This is a genomic window from Bacillus sp. BS1807G30, assembly GCF_040047675.1.
GTDB classification, from domain to species: Bacteria; Bacillota; Bacilli; order Bacillales; family Bacillaceae; genus Bacillus; species Bacillus altitudinis.
Genome location: NZ_CP157353.1, coordinates 2,215,722 through 2,232,365, shown reverse-complemented (window position 1 = coordinate 2,232,365; position 16,644 = coordinate 2,215,722). Strand labels below are relative to the sequence as shown.

The window sequence follows — 16,644 nt, the reverse complement described above, 5'->3', positions numbered from 1 at the left end:
TGCCGCCAGGGGGTTTTTGATGTTATTTTGTTAAGGCTTTGACAATTTGTTTGAATGTCATACCTGTTTTTAAATTGAATTTGCCGGCACGAATTTCTTTATGGTAGCCTGCGTCTATCACGTAATCATTAAAATCTTTAGACGAGTTGATGATTCCGTCCTTTTCAAGCATGTCTGAAACATCACTTGTGCTCATACCGTTTTTAATCACGAATTTAACCGTTTTGCCTTTTGGCTTGTCCGTTGTTTGTTTATCGTTCTGAGAATCGCCGTCTTCATTTGCTTTCAGCGCTTTTTCTTTATAATCAAGAAGTTGTTGATATGTTTCACGGCTGACGGAGACTTCTTTTTTAGAGTCTAAGTAATTTTTCACGTCAGTGTCTGTCACTTTCGCTGCGAGGGTTTCTTTTGTTGTAGAATCAGCTGCCGCTTCATCTTTTCCAGTAAGGAAAAAGACGATCGCCAGAACACCAGTTGCAAGAATCATACCTGCTGCAAACGTTTGGATGCTTTTTTTCGTCATACAAGCACCCTCTCGTTGTCTTTAATGATCATGTTCACATCTTCTACAGATACATGCTCAGCGCGCGCAATGGCCTCAGGAGACATGCCATTTTGGTGCTTTGAAATGATTTGTCTTGCAATAGATGGATCAATTTCTGAATGCTTGCGGACAACGATGTTTGTTTCAAGCAATTCTTCTTCAAGAACCTTCATTTTCTTTTTCAGTTTATAGATTTCTTGCATTGCAGATAGTTGAAGTGTTTCAAGTTCTTGTTCGACTTCTTTAATCGGCTCTCTTTGAAAATATGAGAATGCGATCAGTACAATACTGACAACAAGCAATCCGATAATTGCAATTTCCATGTTTCATCACCTTTTATTCATATTTTAATGCTGAAAGCCAAAAAAGGCTCTCATGTTTGTTTCAGACAGTTTTCGACCCTTCTTTTTTATACCATAAAAAAGCTAGTTTCAAAAGGAATTGCTGAAAAAATCACCTTTTTTTCATCATTTTTCTTTTTATAGGGAAACCGAGTATGAAAACCTTGCCCGCTGTTAAAATAAAAGAAGACGGATCAGATGAAAAAAAGCTGTGGAACAAAGAGGGGGTTCTCATGTATACAGTACGACAAAGAACGTGTTTTTATAGGGGAGAAGGCGATTTTTCATCACATGACCAGACAATATGGATCAGGATGCGGGTGGAATGCATTGAAAAATGAAATTGGTGAAAAAACATTCTAGCATTCCTTAGCTAGAAGTGGTATTATAGTTAGGTCTGAATGTGAATTGATTTTAGTTTGGAGGGAAAAACATGCGCGTAAATATTACTCTAGCTTGCACTGAATGCGGTGAGCGTAACTATATTACTAAAAAGAATAAGCGAAACAATCCAGATCGCGTTGAATTCAAAAAGTATTGCTCACGTGATAAAAAACAAACTTTACATCGTGAAACAAAGTAAGCAGCAGGGAATTTTCCTGCTGTTTTTTTATGATGGGAGATGAACCTGTATGAAAAAGGAGCTCCGCCTTCAAACATTGGCCATGCTTGATCAGATAAGCGCTGAAGAGTTCAATCGCCACGCCGCTCTACTTCATGAACACGTGTTGCAGCTGCCAGCATGGAAACAGGTGAAAACGATTGCTTTGACTATGTCTAGGGGAAAAGAAATACCGACAATGCCTCTGATTGAAAAAGCGTGGGAAGAAGGAAAAACAGTTTGTATTCCCACCTGTTTTCCGAAAACAAAAGAGATGGTGTTTTATGAATATACACCTGAAACAAAGATGACATCCAGCTACTTTGGGCTGTTGGAGCCAGACCCTCTTGAGTCTACAGCTGTACATAAAGAAGCCATTGATTTGATCATTGTTCCTGGGGTGTGCTTCGATCAACGTGGTTACCGGATTGGGTTTGGTGGCGGCTATTATGATCGCTACTTAGCGGACTACCACGGGGTAACCATTGCCCTTTGTTTGTCTTTACAGCAGACAAGGCATATTCCGGCTGAAACGCACGACATCCCGGTGTCTATGATTGTCAGTGAAAAAGGTACGTTATATCAAAAGTGAAAGCCCGCTCATTGTCCAAAAACGGGCTTTTTGTGTTGAGATCGTTTCATTAGTTCATGGCATTTTAGCTAGTAGGAGGCATGTTTTGAAAAAATTTCGAGGAAAGAAAAGATACTTCCTTAATTTGTGGGAGGAAGTGAATACTTTTGACTTACAACTTGATCATGATTATTGGTTCGATTTTTTTCATACCCATCTTGATTTTTGGGGTGTTGGGAAAAATAGCTTGAAAATAAGAAGAGAGCATATTAAAGCTCATGTCGCCTTGTACAATAGAACACTCAAGCTGCTTGAAGGTTTTGAAAAGCCATATCAAACATGGATTTGTATTTACGAACAAGATCCTGCATTAGACGCAGTATATATCCATACACCAAATCCAAACGATCACAACTTCCCGCACAAGATCGAAGAGTTAGAGTGGAATGGTAAACTGCCTCATACGTTCAAGGATTTGATTGATCTTCAACAATTTGATGTAGCTTATCTTCAAACAGAGTATGGAGAAGAGTTTTATATTCAATCAAAAGAACAAGGGATTAGGCTGTGAAAACTGACTAATAAAAGACGCCATTGGCAGCGATAAAAATGATGGTTCATGCATAAACAAATCCTATTTAAGCCACGATACGAACATAGGAGGGAATATGATGAATAAAATGATTTGGAGCATTGTGTTCACACTGTTTGCATTCGTTCTTGTGCAAAATCGTTATCGGCTCATGAATTTGATCTTAGGTCAAAACCAAGTGCGTCACTTTTTTATTAAATGGCTGATGAAAATCCCATATTTTCGGACGAAATTTATTCGCCAAGCATTCTAATCCCGCAAAAGCCGGGATTTTTTTGTTGAGAAATGCGTATAAGAGTAATTCTTGCTATAATAATGTAAAAAATGGAGCGCGAATGAATGAATGTCATAGATAGTCTATTTTGGCGAGTGATTGATGAACTCAGACAAAAAGGATACGAGATGATTCAAAGTCCGTACCCAGAAGATGAAATCTTTTTTGAAGCACCACGAAACTCAGGATATGATCTCATCCGTCTATATAGAAGAGATGTGAATTTTAGACAGGAGATCGTTCGAGATATGGAAGAGCAGGCCTTTCGGATGAATCAGTTGAGAGAAGCCATGCGTAAACGTTCTCTTCATCTCCTGCAGCTACAATTTACAGCTGATCATCCAGTAGATGATTGGGAAGACATAAACGGTCAACCGCAAAAACAGCAAAAGGTAACGGTGACACCTGTTTTACTGAATGAAGAAACCCTTCAAAACGATGGACACGAGCTGCAAAAATGGTTGAATACATCACTCTCGATTGATGTAGAAGAGGCGAAAGCAGATACAGCCGAAGATGTGATGCAGCTTAAAATGAACGTGCTTCAGGCATTTCAAGATCAGGAAAAGCAGCGTGAACGAGAACGGGCCGTTTTTCAAAATGGCAGACCGATTTTTACCTATTTGTTAATTGCAGTTCAAGTGGTGATGTTTCTTTTACTTGAATTATCTGGTGGAAGTACCAATACAGCCACTTTAACAGCATTCGGTGCGAAAAATAATGTGCTGATTTTAGAGGGTGAATGGTGGCGTTTTGTGACACCTATGTTTTTACACATTGGTTTGACGCATTTACTCTTTAATACATTTGCTCTTTGGTCCGTTGGAGCGGCTGTTGAGAGAATTTATGGTTCAGGAAGATTTTTGCTCATTTATTTAATTTCCGGCATCTTTGGCTCCATAGCGAGCTTTGTGTTTAATACAGCCATCGCAGCAGGAGCATCAGGTGCGATCTTTGGCTGTTTAGGCGCATTGTTATATTTAGCGATCTCTAACCGGAAGCTCTTCTTTCGTACGATGGGGACAAATATTATCGTGATTATCCTCATCAACTTAGGGATAGGTTTCACTGTATCAGGGATTGATAATGCAGGGCATCTTGGGGGGCTTGCTGGCGGATTTTTAGCCGCTTTAGCGGTCCGTCTTCCTAAACAGTTTCAGCCTGTCAAAATGCTTCTTGCTAGTCTTCTTCTCCTCCTTATTAGCGGCTTTGGATTGTATACAGGGTTTCATTCAGACGATCAAAAAGAAGCGGCGGCAACTAGCGAGGCAGCGAGTTTATTTGATGAAAAGAACTATAGCGAAGCAAGTCAGCGTCTAGAGGAATATGTAAAGCAAAAGGATGCCTCAGCTGAAGCACTTCATATATATGCGCTTTCCGAAGCGCAGCTTGGACATCTTGACAAGGCCATTGAGTATTTGCAAAAGTCGCTTGAAAAAGATCCAAATGAGCCGAATAAATTGTATCACTTATCGTTGTTATATGTAGAAAAAGGCGAGACAGCGGAAGCAGACGACTTCATCGAAAAAGCATTAAAACAAGATCCGCAAAATGACCAATTTTTAAAGTTGAAACAATATATTGAAAACACTCAAACACGTTGAATGACTTGACTGAAAGCGTATTTATGAATACGCTTATCCTATCTGTTGATTTAGAGAAATGGTGAAAATAATGAAAACGTTATATGATGTACAGCAGCTGCTCATGAGATTTGGAAATTACGTATATTTCGGAGATCGTGAAGTGGAATTAGAATTTATGGCAGATGAATTGAAGGAAATGTACACATCGGGCATCATCGATCGAACTGAATGGTCAAACGCAATGACCATCCTTCAAATGGAACTAGCCAAATTAAATCGAAAAACAATGTGAAGGTGGAGGACATATGACAGGGGATTGGTTTGTAGGAGTTGATCTTGGCGGTACGACAATTAAGCTTGCGTTTATTAATCTTTATGGTGAAATTCAGCATAAGTGGGAGATTCCTACGGATAAATCTGGGCAGACAATTACAGTCGACATTGCCAAGTCAATTGACCATAAACTAGTTGAGATCAGCATGCCGAAATCAGCACTAATTGGGATCGGTATGGGGGCACCTGGACCAGTGGATAAAGTATCCGGAATTGTCTATAAAACAACGAATCTGGGCTGGACAAACTATCCCTTGAAAGACCATTTAGAGGCAGAGACAGGACTTCCATCTGTCATCGAAAATGATGCGAATATTGCTGCACTCGGTGAAATGTGGAAGGGTGCAGGTGATGGCGCCAAAAACATCCTGATGGTTACACTGGGCACAGGGGTTGGCGGCGGTATTATTGTCAATGGAGAAGTGGTTCAAGGCGAAACAGGTGCTGGTGGAGAAATTGGTCATATTTGTGCCGTTCCATTTCAAGGAGCACCATGTAACTGCGGGAGAACAGGTTGTATTGAAACCATTGCGTCTGCCACAGGTATCGTCCGAATCGCAAAGGATACATTACAAACAAAGAGCCATACATCATCACTTGGCTCACTTACTTCGCTGTCTGCAAAGGATGTATTTGAGGCAGCAGAAAACGGAGACGAACTGGGGATGCGTGTCGTAGATGAAGTGACAACCCATCTTGGTCTTGTCCTTGCGAATCTGGCTAGTGCCTTAAACCCAACAAAAATCGTCATTGGCGGGGGTGTATCTAAAGCGGGCGAGCTTCTTCGCAGTAAAGTAGAGCGTGTCGTCAAACATCATGCCTTCCCCCCATGTGCTGAGGATGTTGAAGTGGTAATTGCCTCACTAGGAAACGATGCAGGCGTGATCGGCGGTGCATGGATGGCAAAAAACAAGTGGCTGTCTTGAACAAAAATGTCATAATGATGTCATTTTTATTAAAATCAGCGATAGATAGGCATGAAATTGAATGATTAGCATATTCATAAGTTTGTCATGGGGAAAAAGACATTGATTTTCCAGCATAGACAGGATAAGATATACTTTAGTTATTTTTGAAGAAGCACCAATAATTGGGGATGTCCCTAACCTGAGTGCGTTTTTAGCATAAGGAGGTTACAATGCGAAAGAAAAGATTAAAGGCGATGTCATTTTTACTGATTGCGACTTTGTTAATGTGGGTGAAAACCTATGTTATCTATAAATCTAGCTTTAATATCAAAATTGAAAATTTCATGCAGGAATTTATCCTGTTTATTAATCCGCTTAGCTTTCTCTTGTTTATCTTCGGTATCGGTTTATTCTTTAAAGAAAAAAATCGCAATCGATATATCATCGTGACGAGTTTTGTTCTGACATTTATTTTGTTAGCTAACATTGTATTTTATCGATTCTACAGTGATTTTCTAACCATCCCCGTCCTATTTCAAACAAACAATATGGGTGACCTCGGGTCAAGTATTACCTCTTTAATTGAACCAGTTGATTTTCTGATGTTTGTTGATATCATCATTTTAATTTGGCTCTATAAAAAACAGCCTTCCTTTAGAACAGATGTAACGATTTCACGTAAGGGACGTGCAGCTTATTATTTATTTGTGGCAGCCACTTTCTTCTTTAACCTTGGTCTGGCTGAAACAGAAAGACCAGAGCTGTTAACTCGTTCATTTGACCGTGAGATGCTAGTGAAAAACATCAGCTTATATAACTTCCATATTTATGATGGGGTTCTGCAATCGAAGCAATCCGCTCAGCGAGCACTTGCCGACAGCAATAGCTTAACTGAAATTGAAAACTATGTAAGCGCAAATCAAACAGACCGTAATGAAAAGACGTTTGGTCAAGCAAAAGGACGAAATGTCATTCTAGTATCGCTTGAGTCTACTCAGAGCTTTGTAATCAATGAAAAATTGAATGGGAAAGAGATCACCCCGTTCTTAAACAAATTGATCAAGAAAAGCTACAATTTCAGTAATTTCTATCATCAAACGGGTCAAGGGAAAACATCCGACTCCGAGTTTATTGTTGATAATTCACTCTATCCGCTTGGAAGAGGAGCTGTATTTTTCACAAATCCAAGCAACGAGTTCAAAGCCGCACCTGAGTTGTTAAAAGAGGAAGGCTATCATTCTTCTGTTATTCATGCGAATAACAAAAGTTTCTGGAACCGTGACCTGATCTATGACAGCTTTGGCTACGACAAATTTTTTGATATTAAATCATTCGATGTAAATGAAGAAAATTCAGTTGGCTGGGGACTAAAAGATGGTCCGTTTTTTGAGCAGTCAGTAGATTTAATGAAAACGATCCCGCAGCCGTTCTATACGAGATTGATTACATTAACGAACCATTTTCCATTTGACTTAGATGAAGAAGATAAGCTCATTGATGAATATGACTCAAAGAGCAAAACGTTGAACAAATACTTCCCTACAGTGCGTTATCAAGATGAGGCACTCAAGCTTTTCTTTAAAAAAATGAAGGAAGCAGGGTTATACGATAACTCCATTTTTGTGTTATATGGTGATCACTACGGAATTTCTGAAAACCATAACGAAGCAATGGGACAATTCTTAAACAAAGACATTACACCTTTTGAAGAAGTTCAGCTTCAAAAAGTACCATTTGTTGTACACATTCCTGGTATCACGGATAAACATCCAAAAGAGATTGATACAGTTGGCGGCCAAGTGGATATCCGTCCAACAGTCATGAACCTTCTAGGAATCGATACAAGCAAGCAAATTCAATTTGGTCATGACCTATTATCAAAAGATACAAATGACTTCACAGTGCTTCGAGATGGAAGTTTTATTACGAAGGACAGTGTTTTCACAGCCGGTGTTTGCTACAACAAAGAAACGGGTGAGCCGAGAGAAGATGAGTCTGGTTGTCAGTCTTATGAAGAAAAGGCAAAACAAGAGCTTCAATTCTCTGATCAAATTATCTATGGAGATCTCCTTAGATTTTATGACCGAAACAACTCGGACCATTCACCATCTAAAAAAGAAGATGACACTGAGCTAAAAAAGGCGTCTTAATTTAAAAGAAAACCTCTGCTATTTACATGCAGAGGTTTTCTTTTTTTACTTACTGGTTCATATAGTGTGAGAGGAGGGATGTAAATGAACATAACGTCGTTTGGCACAATTGAATGGCATCTGGGTGAAGCAAGGAAGGAGGATGTGGCAAAGCAGCTTGGTATAGGGAAAGAAGCTTTCTATTTGTCCAATCAGTCAAATACTGAGCACCTCCTTTTACCGGGGTATAGACTTCCAGAAGGGACCCATTCATTTCAATCGGTAGGTGATGTGCAAAGCTTCATTGCGCCTTACCGGCTCCAGCAATCAGATGATTGGATCAGCGGAACATTTGAATATGATAGCACTCACTTAGAAGGAGAGCTTCAATATTTGAAAGCTGTTTTTCCTTTTCTTCAGATGAGTGTGATTGGTCAATCAGTGCTTGATACGCCCATTTATGAAATCCGTACGGAGCCTGTACAACATTTACATTCCATACATTTTAATGCCTCTTTTCATGCAAATGAATGGATCACGACCTCCGTTTTATTAAAATGGCTTAAATCACTTTGTTTAGCGGCCTCTGACCCAGTGCAAGCAAGACATCATGAAGCGGTTCGTATATTGCAGACCACTGCTTTATCTATTGTACCCATGGTAAATCCAGACGGTGTTGATTTGGTTCGCAATGGTCCAGAATCTTTAGGGCTGTGCCGTGAGGAGTTCGCGCCGCTAAATGGAGGATTTTCCGATTATCGAGAATGGAAGGCAAATATTCGAGGAATTGATTTAAACAATCAATTTCCTGCTTATTGGGAAATCGAATATTATCGTAATAAGCCGAAGGCACCGTCTTATAGGGATTTCCCAGGGCATCAGCCGTTAACAGAACCAGAAGCGAAAGCAATGGCACATCTCGCTTTAAGAAAACGCTTTGATCGACTGATTGCCCTTCATACACAAGGAGAAGAGATATACTGGGGGTTTCTTGGCCACGAACCGGCCATTTCAAAAGAGACGGTCGAACGGTTAGAACGGGTGAGCGGTTACAAAGCGATTCAATATCTTGATAGCTATGCAGGTTATCGAGATTGGTTTATTTATCAATGTAAAAGTGAGGGCTATACGGTGGAACTTGGGCGAGGTAAGAACCCGCTTTCTATGAGTCAATTTGATTCGATCTATGAAAAAACAAAGCGGTTATTGTGGGAAGCATGTAAGTATTAAAAGCACCTAATTGGTGCTTTCAGCGTGTAGACAAACCCTCGCATTCTTTGTCAGTCCTGCGTGCCGGTGCTCACGAATGTGAAATTCGCTCCGCACCAGTACTCGTCCTTCCTAGGGCTACAAAGGTTTTCTATCACGCTGAAAAGAAGACAAAGGGCTAAAATAAAGTTCATTTTAGCCCTTTGTCAACAATCTGAAAGCATCTAATCGGTGCTTTTAATTCGTTCAAACCAATCAATTTCTTATGGTCAATAAAAACCGTGCTGATGTGATTGACGAGAGCATCCCTGTAAGCTATTGTGAAAGAGTGGATGTAAAAAAAAGGATATGAATTAGGGAGATGTCGATGATTGAATGCTCAAAGCCTGTGGAAACGGAATTTTACTTATCTATTTGTTTCTAAAATGTGTAAAATTACTGCTGATAGTTTATCTTTTAACACCATTTTGTGGCTTTTAGTGCTAGGGGGAAAAGGAGCAATTGGAACAGCATTTTTTATTGCCGTTAGTTTTGTCCCTCAAGCCATTATTGGGCCGTTTATTACCCCAATGATGAAGCCGCATCAATTGAAATTTTGGATGTGCTTTGCTGATTTAACACGGGCGGCGATTATACTTGTGATTGTGGTGAGTTATTTTTATGATTTTTCTCCTTTAGCACTCATCATTGGCGGTATGTTGCTGCATTCAGCGACTGGTGGTTCCTATGAACCAGCTTCGGTGTCTATTATTCCAAAGCTTGTGCATGAAGATGTGATACAAAAGGCGAATGCAACCATTCAATCAGCCAGTCATGTGGTCAGGCTTGTGACTGTGACGATTTGTGGTGTCATGATTGCATTTGTAGGGGTAGGATATACAATGCTTGTGATTATTCCTCTTTACCTCATGTCCGCTTTGCTGGTTTTGCTGATTACATATAAAACGGAAGCGATCATGGATAAAGGAAAAAAAGGATTATCATACGGAAAACGATTAATAAGGGGATTTTCACTTGTGAAAAGTCATCATATTTTGTTTCCATTAGCCATTTTTTGTGTCTGCTCCAATTTTGCTGCGGCACCGTGGGAGGCATTGTCGGTTATTTATTTAACAGAAGATTTACATAGTGGACCAGTAGTATATTCATTCATCAAAGTGACCACGGCATTAGGTGCATTTTTGATGGGATTCGTTTTAACAAAGGTGAAAGTGAATCGATACGGTCTGTTGTTTATCGGGGCAGGGATCGTTGATGGAATTGCATTTTTCATTACAGGGATGAATGCCTTATTACCACTTGTGTTTATATCTGCATTTGCCTTAGGTGCAGCCATCAGTGCAGTCAATGTACCTGAACATACGATGATTCAATTGTCAGTAAAAGCGGAGGATCAGCCGCAAGTGTATGCGATTATTAACATGATCTCGTATTTAATGATACCGTTAGGCGCTCTCATTGGTGGCTATATGGCGACGTTATTCGGTTCAGGATATGTCATTGCAGCTGGTGGACTGATCGAAGCCATTTCAGGTATATGCCTGCTCCTTTTTACAAAGATTGGGAAGGTAGAGAGAGCAGATTTGACGATAGAACGGGACAAACGAAGCTTAAACGCCACATGATCATGGCATTTTTGAATCACGATGGGTTACAATGAGAACGAGAAAGAAATAGGATGTCATTGAAAGGAGCAAGAACCATGGCGATAGCAGATGTCACCATCATTCCAATAGGCACTGAGACACCAAGCGTGAGTGCATATGTAGCAGACGTACAAAGACTGTTAGAGGGCTTTCAACAAGAAGGGAAAATCAAATATCAGCTCACACCAATGAATACATTAATTGAAGGGGAGCTATCCGTTTTATTTGAGGTCATTCAGCGTATTCATGAGGCTCCATTTGAAAAGGGTTTACACCGAGTAGCAACCAATATCCGCATAGATGACAGAAGAGATCAAACGACCACCCTTTCAAGCAAATTAGAAAGCGTGAATAAACATTTGAATCAATAGAAAAAGCCTGCTTATTGCAGGCTTTTAATGTGCAGTTGGATAACCGCTATAGATGATGGTCATGACGGTAAACCATCCAAAAACCAAAAATGTGGCGCCAGCGAAAGCAATGGCCAGTACGTTCACTTTTTTGAGTGAGCGATAGATGCCGAGAGCGGCTAAAATCGTGACTAGACCAAAAATAATGACGAGCATCATATGAAAGTCCCCCTTTGTCATCAATCCCCTTGATTTCCTTTCTTTTCATTTTAACCGTTTTCATAAAGCTTGTCGAGTACATTCAAGTTGACGATTGTTTGAATTTTTATTGAATAGCCTTCATAATAAAAAAGAATGAAAAAAGTAGTAGGTGATGAAAATGAATTGGAGAAGAATGCCGCTAGGCTATGTGCAAGCGAACGCATATATTTGGAAAAATGAACAGGGAGAATGTTTAATTTTTGATCCAGGCGGCGAAGCGCAAAAGCTAATTTCTTATGTGAAAGAAAAACAGCTGAAACCACTTGCAGTCTTACTGACACATGCCCATTTTGATCATATTGGTGCAGCAGATGAGGTGCGTCAAGAATGGGGAATTCCGCTTTATGTCCATGAAAAGGAAAAAGAATGGCTGACAAATGCTCAGCTAAACGGTTCAGCTCGACTAATTGGTAACGGAATTACGGTCAAAGAAGCGGAACAATTGATTACGTCAGAAGGACCTCTTCAAATTGGATCGTTTACATTAGAAATGTTCCACACACCAGGTCATTCACCTGGCAGTGTGTCTTACTATTCAGCGGAAGAGGGATTTGTGATTTCTGGTGATACTTTATTCCAAGGCGGTATCGGGAGAACTGATTTAACGGGCGGTAATCAAGACGTGCTACTTCAATCGATACATGACAAATTGTTGTCATTGCCAGAATCAACTCTTGTGTTAAGTGGACATGGCGAGGAAACAACTGTGCTTACAGAACAGGAGCAAAATCCGTTTATCAATGGGTTTTCTTTATAATAGCACGCACGAAAAAAGCATCTCTTTCAAAAGAGATGCTTTTTTCTATTAATGTCCGGTACCGGGAACCATGATGAAAATCGAATAATATGTAAATCCGGCAAAGAAAATCGTCAAGTACGCTCCGAAAATGTAAATATACATTCTTTCGGATAAATTCAAGTAGGATAAAAATACAAAAAGAACGGTTTGACCGAAGAACAGCAAGGATGCATCTTTCATATGTCCTAAATAGAACATGACAGCAAAAATACCCGTCCAAAAGCCAAGAACGCGGAACATGCGATTCATTTCTTTCCCTCCCCTTAAAAAACCCCTTTGATTCATATTATAGCTGATGATCACTTGTTATGTAAACATTTACATTTTTGACAACGTGTGAACATTCATTCTTTCGTTAGAAAAAATTTTTTTGAAAAAGTGATGAAAAAGTGTTTATGCCTAAATTTATGAGGGTACTTAGTCCATAAGAGAAAAGGTTAACGACCTAAGGAGGAAGACTAATGAGTGACATTACTTTTTATTCATACCCAAGCTGCACGTCTTGCCGCAAAACAAAACATTGGTTAAAGGCCAATCAAATTGATTTTAAAGAGCGTCACCTTTTCAGAGAAACGCCAACTCTAGACGAATTGAAAAAAATCCTTTCCTTAACAACAGAAGGAATGGATGAAATTTTAGCTACTCGAAGCCAAGCTTTTAAAAGCTTAAATTTAAATATTAATGATCTAAAAGTGAATGAGGTACTTCAGCTTCTCATTGAAAAACCAAAGCTGCTCCGGAGACCCATCATCATTGATGGAAATAAATTAGTGGTCGGCTATAATCCAGGGGAACTCATGAAAATTTCAAAAAAGAAAGCGATTCATCAATCGGTTTCCTAATCAAAAACGAAGATCAGCTGAATGGTGTTTCAGCCGTCTTCGTTTTTGTGCTGAACTGGGCTAGCTGGGTTCGAACCAACGATCACGGAGTCAAAGTCCATTGCCTTACCACTTGGCTATAGCCCAATATGAAACGTGTAATGCTATTGTTCACCATCTGCGGTCATTTATACATAAAAAGTTGGTTGTCACTAGTTGTAAGTGAAAAAGGAGCGAACGACAGAAATGAAAAATAAAAAATCTGAGCAATTATATGAATTTATTCTTAAAGAAGCCCCTGTCATGACCGAAGAATGGCTGAAAACAAGAACAGAAGAAGGCTCATTATATTCCAAACATGCTTCAGAGGAGACAGAAAAGAAGCTGAAAGAACAAAACACAGCATTTATCCAAACGATTGCAGCAACGTTAGTCACGCTATCAGATAAAGTAGAAGACCATCTAAAAAAGTGGTCAGTTGATATTGCCCGCGATCGAGCTGTTCATGAAGTACCTTTATATGAAATCATCGGACAATTTAAGGTGTTCCGCCACATTTTTTGTTCCAGAATTGAGACCTTTACACAACATACGGAGCTTGAAGTGACACTCAAAGATGTGTGCGATTGGAATCAGCATTTTCACGCCACATTTGATGACATGATTGCACGTTTATCAGAAGAGTATGACCGCGTGACAATCAATCAGCTTAATGCACAAAGAGAAATGATTCAAGAGCTTAGTGCGCCTGTTATTCCAGTTTCAAAAGAGATCGGTATTTTGCCGCTGATTGGTGAAATTGATACGTACAGGGCGAAAATCATTTTGGAATCAGTACTAGAACAGGCATCTAGACTGCGTCTAACCCATTTATTTATTGATATATCTGGCGTTCCCGTTGTTGATACGATGGTTGCTTATCAGTTGTTTAAAGTGGTCGATAGTGCGAAGTTGCTAGGAATTGAGACGATTATATCAGGCATTCGCCCAGAAATCGCTCAAACTGTAGTGAAACTGGGCATTGATTTCTCAAAAGTAAATACTGAACACAGCCTTGCAAAAGCTTTAGAAAAAAGAGGATTTCGTATCTTTGAAGAGCAGCAGCAAGGAGCAACGTGAACCAAAAAATGTTAATAAAAGTAACGGGTCCGTTGACGAGGAGAAACAATATAATGAGCATATGAATGAGATGACCAATTCGCATACAGATTTGGTCTCTTTTTTTTATCCATAAATCAGACACGAAAGGATATTCTTTATCTTCAAATCAGTAACCTATTAAGGAGGATTAAATTTGGAGACACCTCCTTGTAACAGATCATCCATAATGAAAGAACCAAATGAAATAATCATCAAAAAGAGGTGCCAATAGCACTTCTTTTTTATTTTCTCCTCTGAACGGAACCCGTTGTTGTGAAAGTCAAGTTTTTTGATGTGCGCTTCTGTTATTTATAGATGAAATACACCTCAAATTGAACATTTTCACATCTTTTCAGTCATGAAAATCATAAAATACGCTTTTGTCAGGTACGTTCTGCCATCATACAATGGGGTCACTGAAAGGAGTGAACCACTTGTATGGTATTGAATATTTGGGACAAGAGCTGCTAGAAGAGGCATGCCGCATGAGAGCATCTGATGTGCATATTGTTCCGAGAGAAAAGGAAGCTTCAGTCTCTTTTCGTGTAGACGCTGACCTCATTCAGCAGCGGATCATTGACAAAAAGAGCGGAGAGCGGCTCATTGCTCATTTCAAATTTTTATCTTCTATGGATATTGGTGAAAGAAGGAGACCACAAAATGGGTCATTGGCTGTGATGCTAAGACGCGGTCAAGTGTTTGTTCGGCTCTCTACACTACCGACTGTAAATGATGAAAGTCTAGTGATTCGGATTTTACCGCAGGATCATGTGCCGAAAACAAAGTATTTGTCACTGTTCCCGAAGGCTTCAGCGAGATTATTATCGTTTCTGAATCATTCGCATGGGCTCATTTTATTTACTGGACCAACAAATTCAGGGAAAACGACAACACTTTATTCATTGATTCAGTTTGCCAAAAAACATTTTAATCGAAATATTATTACCCTTGAAGATCCTGTGGAAACAAGAAATGAAGAAGTGCTGCAGGTTCAAGTAAATGAAAAAGCTGGTATCACGTATGCGGCAGGTTTACGCGCTATTTTAAGACATGATCCAGATATGATTGTGCTTGGAGAAATAAGAGATGCGGAAACAGCAAGAACAGCTATTAGAGCAGCTTTGACAGGTCATTTAGTCATGAGCACACTGCATGCAAAAAATGCAAAAGGAGCTCTTTATCGAATGCTGGAATTTGGAGTGACGATGAATGAACTCGAACAAACAATGGTTGCCATTGCTGCTCAGCGGTTAATCGAACTCGCATGTCCATTTTGCGGCGAAACGTGTGAGCTTTATTGCAAACTAAATCGACCAGTCAGACGAACAAATGTATTTGAATTGCTTTACGGAAAGGAGCTTGGTGAGTGTATCAAAGAGGCAAAAGGAGAATACGCTCATTCGTCATACGAAACACTCCAAAGATTAATTCGGAAAGGAGTGGCACTCGGCTATTTATCAAAAAGCACATATCATCGATGGGTTTATGAAGAAGCGAGCCTCTAAAGCCTGGTCTAAAAAAGAACAAGCTGAATTCTTATCGAAAATGGCTCAATTGATTCAAGCCGGATATACATTGGTTGATGCACTAACGATGGTGAATATTCAGTTATCAAAAAAACAGCAGCAGCGATTAACGCCAGGCATTCAGTGGCTGCTTGAAGGGGAGCCTTTTTACGTTGTACTTGAGCGACTTCATTTTCAGCGGGAAGCCGTCGCTATTCTTTGTTTTTCAGAGAAACATGGCAGCCTAGCGCGAGCTCTTGAACAAAGCGCCCGTTTTCTAGAGAAAAAAATCATGCAGGTAGACACATTCAAGCGTATGTTACGATATCCAATTTTTCTTATGTTTACGGTTTTTGTTGTGCTCATCATTGTTCAGCAAATGATCGTCCCTCAATTTTCTTTATTATATTCATCTATGAATACAAACATGTCATGGCTCATTCAAGGGATGTTTGGCCTCTTCCAATTCCTACACGCTTTGCTGCTCATGATCGGTTGTATATGTATCTGTCTTTTTGGATATTATGAGCTCTTTTTTAAGAAAAAATCGACCCTTGAGAAATTGAAAGTCATCAGCAGGCTGCCAGTGTTATTTAAAGGGGTACAGCTGATGCATACGTATCTTTTTTCTCTTCAGCTAAGTGGACTTCTCCATGCTGGGTTATCAATTTACGAAAGTTTGCAAGCTTTTAAACAGCAGACCTATTTACCCTTCCTTCAAGAAATGTCTGAACAAATGATAGGAGAGTTAAGAAAGGGTGAGAGTATGGAAGATCAAATAAGCCGGTCCCCTTTTTTCGAAAGGCATTTTGCAGCTGTCATCAATCATGGGGAAGCAAGCGGGATGCTAGCAAGAGAAATGTACACATATAGTCAATTTCTTTTAGAGAATGCAGAATTGAAAATTGAAAAATGGGTTTCATGGCTGCAGCCTGTCATCTATGGCTTAACAGCATTTCTTATACTCATTGTGTATTTATCTATTCTCTTACCAATGTATCAACTAATGGAACAAGTGTGAAAAGGAGGACTAA

20 protein-coding genes and 1 tRNA gene are annotated in these 16,644 nt (G+C 39.6%); 16 read left to right on the top strand and 5 right to left on the bottom strand.

Translation table 11 applies throughout. The features are described from left to right. Positions 1-22 precede the first annotated feature (22 nt). Both ABG082_RS11500 and ABG082_RS11495 read right to left on the bottom strand, forming a co-directional pair. Positions 23-523 carry an endolytic transglycosylase MltG gene (locus ABG082_RS11500; protein WP_008342335.1) on the bottom strand — a complete coding sequence of 167 codons (501 nt, stop codon included), beginning with the start codon at positions 521-523 and terminating at the stop codon, positions 23-25. After that, positions 520-867 (bottom strand): hypothetical protein, encoded by a 348-nt coding sequence (locus tag ABG082_RS11495; protein WP_003217285.1) that lies wholly within the window; start codon positions 865-867, stop codon positions 520-522. Before ABG082_RS11495 ends, ABG082_RS11500 begins: the two co-directional genes overlap by 4 nt. A 451-nt stretch (positions 868-1,318) precedes the next feature. On the opposite strand from ABG082_RS11495, the gene rpmG reads away from it, so the two are divergent. The 11 genes from rpmG (at position 1,319) to ABG082_RS11440 (ending at position 11,105) form a co-directional block, all read left to right on the top strand. After that, positions 1,319-1,468, top strand: a complete 150-nt coding sequence (gene rpmG / locus ABG082_RS11490) for a 50S ribosomal protein L33 (protein WP_008360061.1) — start codon at positions 1,319-1,321, stop codon at positions 1,466-1,468. Positions 1,469-1,517: 49 nt separating this feature from the next. Next, positions 1,518-2,078, top strand: a complete 561-nt coding sequence (locus tag ABG082_RS11485) for a 5-formyltetrahydrofolate cyclo-ligase (protein WP_348936108.1) — start codon at positions 1,518-1,520, stop codon at positions 2,076-2,078. Positions 2,079-2,163: 85 nt separating this feature from the next. Beyond that, positions 2,164-2,628, top strand: a complete 465-nt coding sequence (locus ABG082_RS11480; RefSeq protein ID WP_282833856.1) for a hypothetical protein — start codon at positions 2,164-2,166, stop codon at positions 2,626-2,628. Between the two features lie 100 nt (positions 2,629-2,728). Then, positions 2,729-2,902 (top strand): hypothetical protein, encoded by a 174-nt coding sequence (locus ABG082_RS11475; RefSeq protein WP_017367602.1) that lies wholly within the window; start codon positions 2,729-2,731, stop codon positions 2,900-2,902. A gap of 86 nt (positions 2,903-2,988) precedes the next feature. Then, entirely contained in the window at positions 2,989-4,527 is a 1,539-nt protein-coding gene (locus ABG082_RS11470; RefSeq protein ID WP_348936107.1) for a rhomboid family intramembrane serine protease, read from the top strand. A gap of 70 nt (positions 4,528-4,597) precedes the next feature. Continuing rightward, positions 4,598-4,801, top strand: coding sequence for a YqgQ family protein (locus tag ABG082_RS11465; protein ID WP_008342322.1), 204 nt, complete (start codon positions 4,598-4,600; stop codon positions 4,799-4,801). Positions 4,802-4,814: 13 nt separating this feature from the next. Next, positions 4,815-5,768 (top strand): ROK family glucokinase, encoded by a 954-nt coding sequence (locus tag ABG082_RS11460; protein ID WP_007501244.1) that lies wholly within the window; start codon positions 4,815-4,817, stop codon positions 5,766-5,768. Positions 5,769-5,980: 212 nt separating this feature from the next. Continuing rightward, positions 5,981-7,900, top strand: coding sequence for an LTA synthase family protein (locus tag ABG082_RS11455; protein WP_007501242.1), 1,920 nt, complete (start codon positions 5,981-5,983; stop codon positions 7,898-7,900). Between the two features lie 84 nt (positions 7,901-7,984). Further along, the gene (locus ABG082_RS11450) at positions 7,985-9,109 is read left to right on the top strand and encodes a M14 family metallocarboxypeptidase (protein WP_317327618.1); all 1,125 of its coding nucleotides are present in this window, start codon (positions 7,985-7,987) and stop codon (positions 9,107-9,109) included. A gap of 350 nt (positions 9,110-9,459) precedes the next feature. After that, complete coding sequence (locus ABG082_RS11445; RefSeq protein WP_268414584.1) at positions 9,460-10,713, top strand: MFS transporter; 1,254 nt, start codon at positions 9,460-9,462, stop codon at positions 10,711-10,713. A gap of 77 nt (positions 10,714-10,790) precedes the next feature. Continuing rightward, positions 10,791-11,105: an MTH1187 family thiamine-binding protein gene (locus tag ABG082_RS11440; RefSeq protein ID WP_017367597.1), complete on the top strand. Its 315-nt coding sequence runs from the start codon at positions 10,791-10,793 to the stop codon at positions 11,103-11,105. A gap of 24 nt (positions 11,106-11,129) precedes the next feature. On the opposite strand, the gene ABG082_RS11435 is transcribed toward ABG082_RS11440, so the two are convergent. Continuing rightward, on the bottom strand, positions 11,130-11,303 hold the full coding sequence (locus ABG082_RS11435) for a DUF2759 domain-containing protein (RefSeq protein WP_003217333.1): 174 nt from the start codon (positions 11,301-11,303) through the stop codon (positions 11,130-11,132). Positions 11,304-11,463: 160 nt separating this feature from the next. Here ABG082_RS11435 and ABG082_RS11430 point away from each other — a divergent pair, with 160 nt between their 5' ends. Next, complete coding sequence (locus ABG082_RS11430) at positions 11,464-12,102, top strand: MBL fold metallo-hydrolase (protein ID WP_017357989.1); 639 nt, start codon at positions 11,464-11,466, stop codon at positions 12,100-12,102. A gap of 48 nt (positions 12,103-12,150) precedes the next feature. On the opposite strand, the gene ABG082_RS11425 is transcribed toward ABG082_RS11430, so the two are convergent. Continuing rightward, positions 12,151-12,393 (bottom strand): DUF2626 domain-containing protein, encoded by a 243-nt coding sequence (locus ABG082_RS11425; protein ID WP_003217440.1) that lies wholly within the window; start codon positions 12,391-12,393, stop codon positions 12,151-12,153. A 212-nt stretch (positions 12,394-12,605) separates the two neighbouring features. Between ABG082_RS11425 and ABG082_RS11420 the strand changes: the two genes are divergently transcribed. After that, entirely contained in the window at positions 12,606-12,986 is a 381-nt protein-coding gene (locus tag ABG082_RS11420) for a Spx/MgsR family RNA polymerase-binding regulatory protein (RefSeq protein ID WP_007501232.1), read from the top strand. Between the two features lie 55 nt (positions 12,987-13,041). Here the strand turns inward: ABG082_RS11420 and ABG082_RS11415 are convergent. Continuing rightward, a tRNA-Gln gene (locus ABG082_RS11415) sits at positions 13,042-13,112 on the bottom strand. A gap of 99 nt (positions 13,113-13,211) precedes the next feature. Here ABG082_RS11415 and ABG082_RS11410 point away from each other — a divergent pair. The 3 genes from ABG082_RS11410 to comGB all read left to right on the top strand — a co-directional run bounded on the left by ABG082_RS11410 (position 13,212) and on the right by comGB (position 16,631). Continuing rightward, positions 13,212-14,084: an STAS domain-containing protein gene (locus ABG082_RS11410; RefSeq protein WP_348936106.1), complete on the top strand. Its 873-nt coding sequence runs from the start codon at positions 13,212-13,214 to the stop codon at positions 14,082-14,084. Positions 14,085-14,539: 455 nt separating this feature from the next. Then, positions 14,540-15,610 carry a competence type IV pilus ATPase ComGA gene (gene comGA, locus ABG082_RS11405; RefSeq protein ID WP_017357987.1) on the top strand — a complete coding sequence of 357 codons (1,071 nt, stop codon included), beginning with the start codon at positions 14,540-14,542 and terminating at the stop codon, positions 15,608-15,610. Then, complete coding sequence (gene comGB / locus ABG082_RS11400; RefSeq protein WP_272511703.1) at positions 15,591-16,631, top strand: competence type IV pilus assembly protein ComGB; 1,041 nt, start codon at positions 15,591-15,593, stop codon at positions 16,629-16,631. Before comGA ends, comGB begins: the two co-directional genes overlap by 20 nt. Positions 16,632-16,644 lie beyond the last annotated feature (13 nt).

What these genes read in the sequence shown, in the direction of transcription:
- rpmG (WP_008360061.1), top strand. Translation starts at nt 1,319, where the DNA reads ATGCGCGTAAATATTACTCTAGCTTGCACTGAATGCGGTGAGCGTAAC.
- ABG082_RS11430 (WP_017357989.1), top strand. Translation starts at nt 11,464, where the DNA reads ATGAATTGGAGAAGAATGCCGCTAGGCTATGTGCAAGCGAACGCATAT.
- ABG082_RS11450 (WP_317327618.1), top strand. Translation starts at nt 7,985, where the DNA reads ATGAACATAACGTCGTTTGGCACAATTGAATGGCATCTGGGTGAAGCA.
- ABG082_RS11440 (WP_017367597.1), top strand. Translation starts at nt 10,791, where the DNA reads ATGGCGATAGCAGATGTCACCATCATTCCAATAGGCACTGAGACACCA.
- ABG082_RS11435 (WP_003217333.1), bottom strand. Translation starts at nt 11,303, where the DNA reads ATGATGCTCGTCATTATTTTTGGTCTAGTCACGATTTTAGCCGCTCTC.
- ABG082_RS11410 (WP_348936106.1), top strand. Translation starts at nt 13,212, where the DNA reads ATGAAAAATAAAAAATCTGAGCAATTATATGAATTTATTCTTAAAGAA.
- ABG082_RS11465 (WP_008342322.1), top strand. Translation starts at nt 4,598, where the DNA reads ATGAAAACGTTATATGATGTACAGCAGCTGCTCATGAGATTTGGAAAT.
- ABG082_RS11425 (WP_003217440.1), bottom strand. Translation starts at nt 12,393, where the DNA reads ATGAATCGCATGTTCCGCGTTCTTGGCTTTTGGACGGGTATTTTTGCT.
- ABG082_RS11455 (WP_007501242.1), top strand. Translation starts at nt 5,981, where the DNA reads ATGCGAAAGAAAAGATTAAAGGCGATGTCATTTTTACTGATTGCGACT.
- ABG082_RS11470 (WP_348936107.1), top strand. Translation starts at nt 2,989, where the DNA reads ATGAATGTCATAGATAGTCTATTTTGGCGAGTGATTGATGAACTCAGA.
- ABG082_RS11475 (WP_017367602.1), top strand. Translation starts at nt 2,729, where the DNA reads ATGAATAAAATGATTTGGAGCATTGTGTTCACACTGTTTGCATTCGTT.
- ABG082_RS11500 (WP_008342335.1), bottom strand. Translation starts at nt 523, where the DNA reads ATGACGAAAAAAAGCATCCAAACGTTTGCAGCAGGTATGATTCTTGCA.
- comGB (WP_272511703.1), top strand. Translation starts at nt 15,591, where the DNA reads ATGAAGAAGCGAGCCTCTAAAGCCTGGTCTAAAAAAGAACAAGCTGAA.
- ABG082_RS11420 (WP_007501232.1), top strand. Translation starts at nt 12,606, where the DNA reads ATGAGTGACATTACTTTTTATTCATACCCAAGCTGCACGTCTTGCCGC.
- ABG082_RS11485 (WP_348936108.1), top strand. Translation starts at nt 1,518, where the DNA reads ATGAAAAAGGAGCTCCGCCTTCAAACATTGGCCATGCTTGATCAGATA.
- ABG082_RS11495 (WP_003217285.1), bottom strand. Translation starts at nt 867, where the DNA reads ATGGAAATTGCAATTATCGGATTGCTTGTTGTCAGTATTGTACTGATC.
- ABG082_RS11460 (WP_007501244.1), top strand. Translation starts at nt 4,815, where the DNA reads ATGACAGGGGATTGGTTTGTAGGAGTTGATCTTGGCGGTACGACAATT.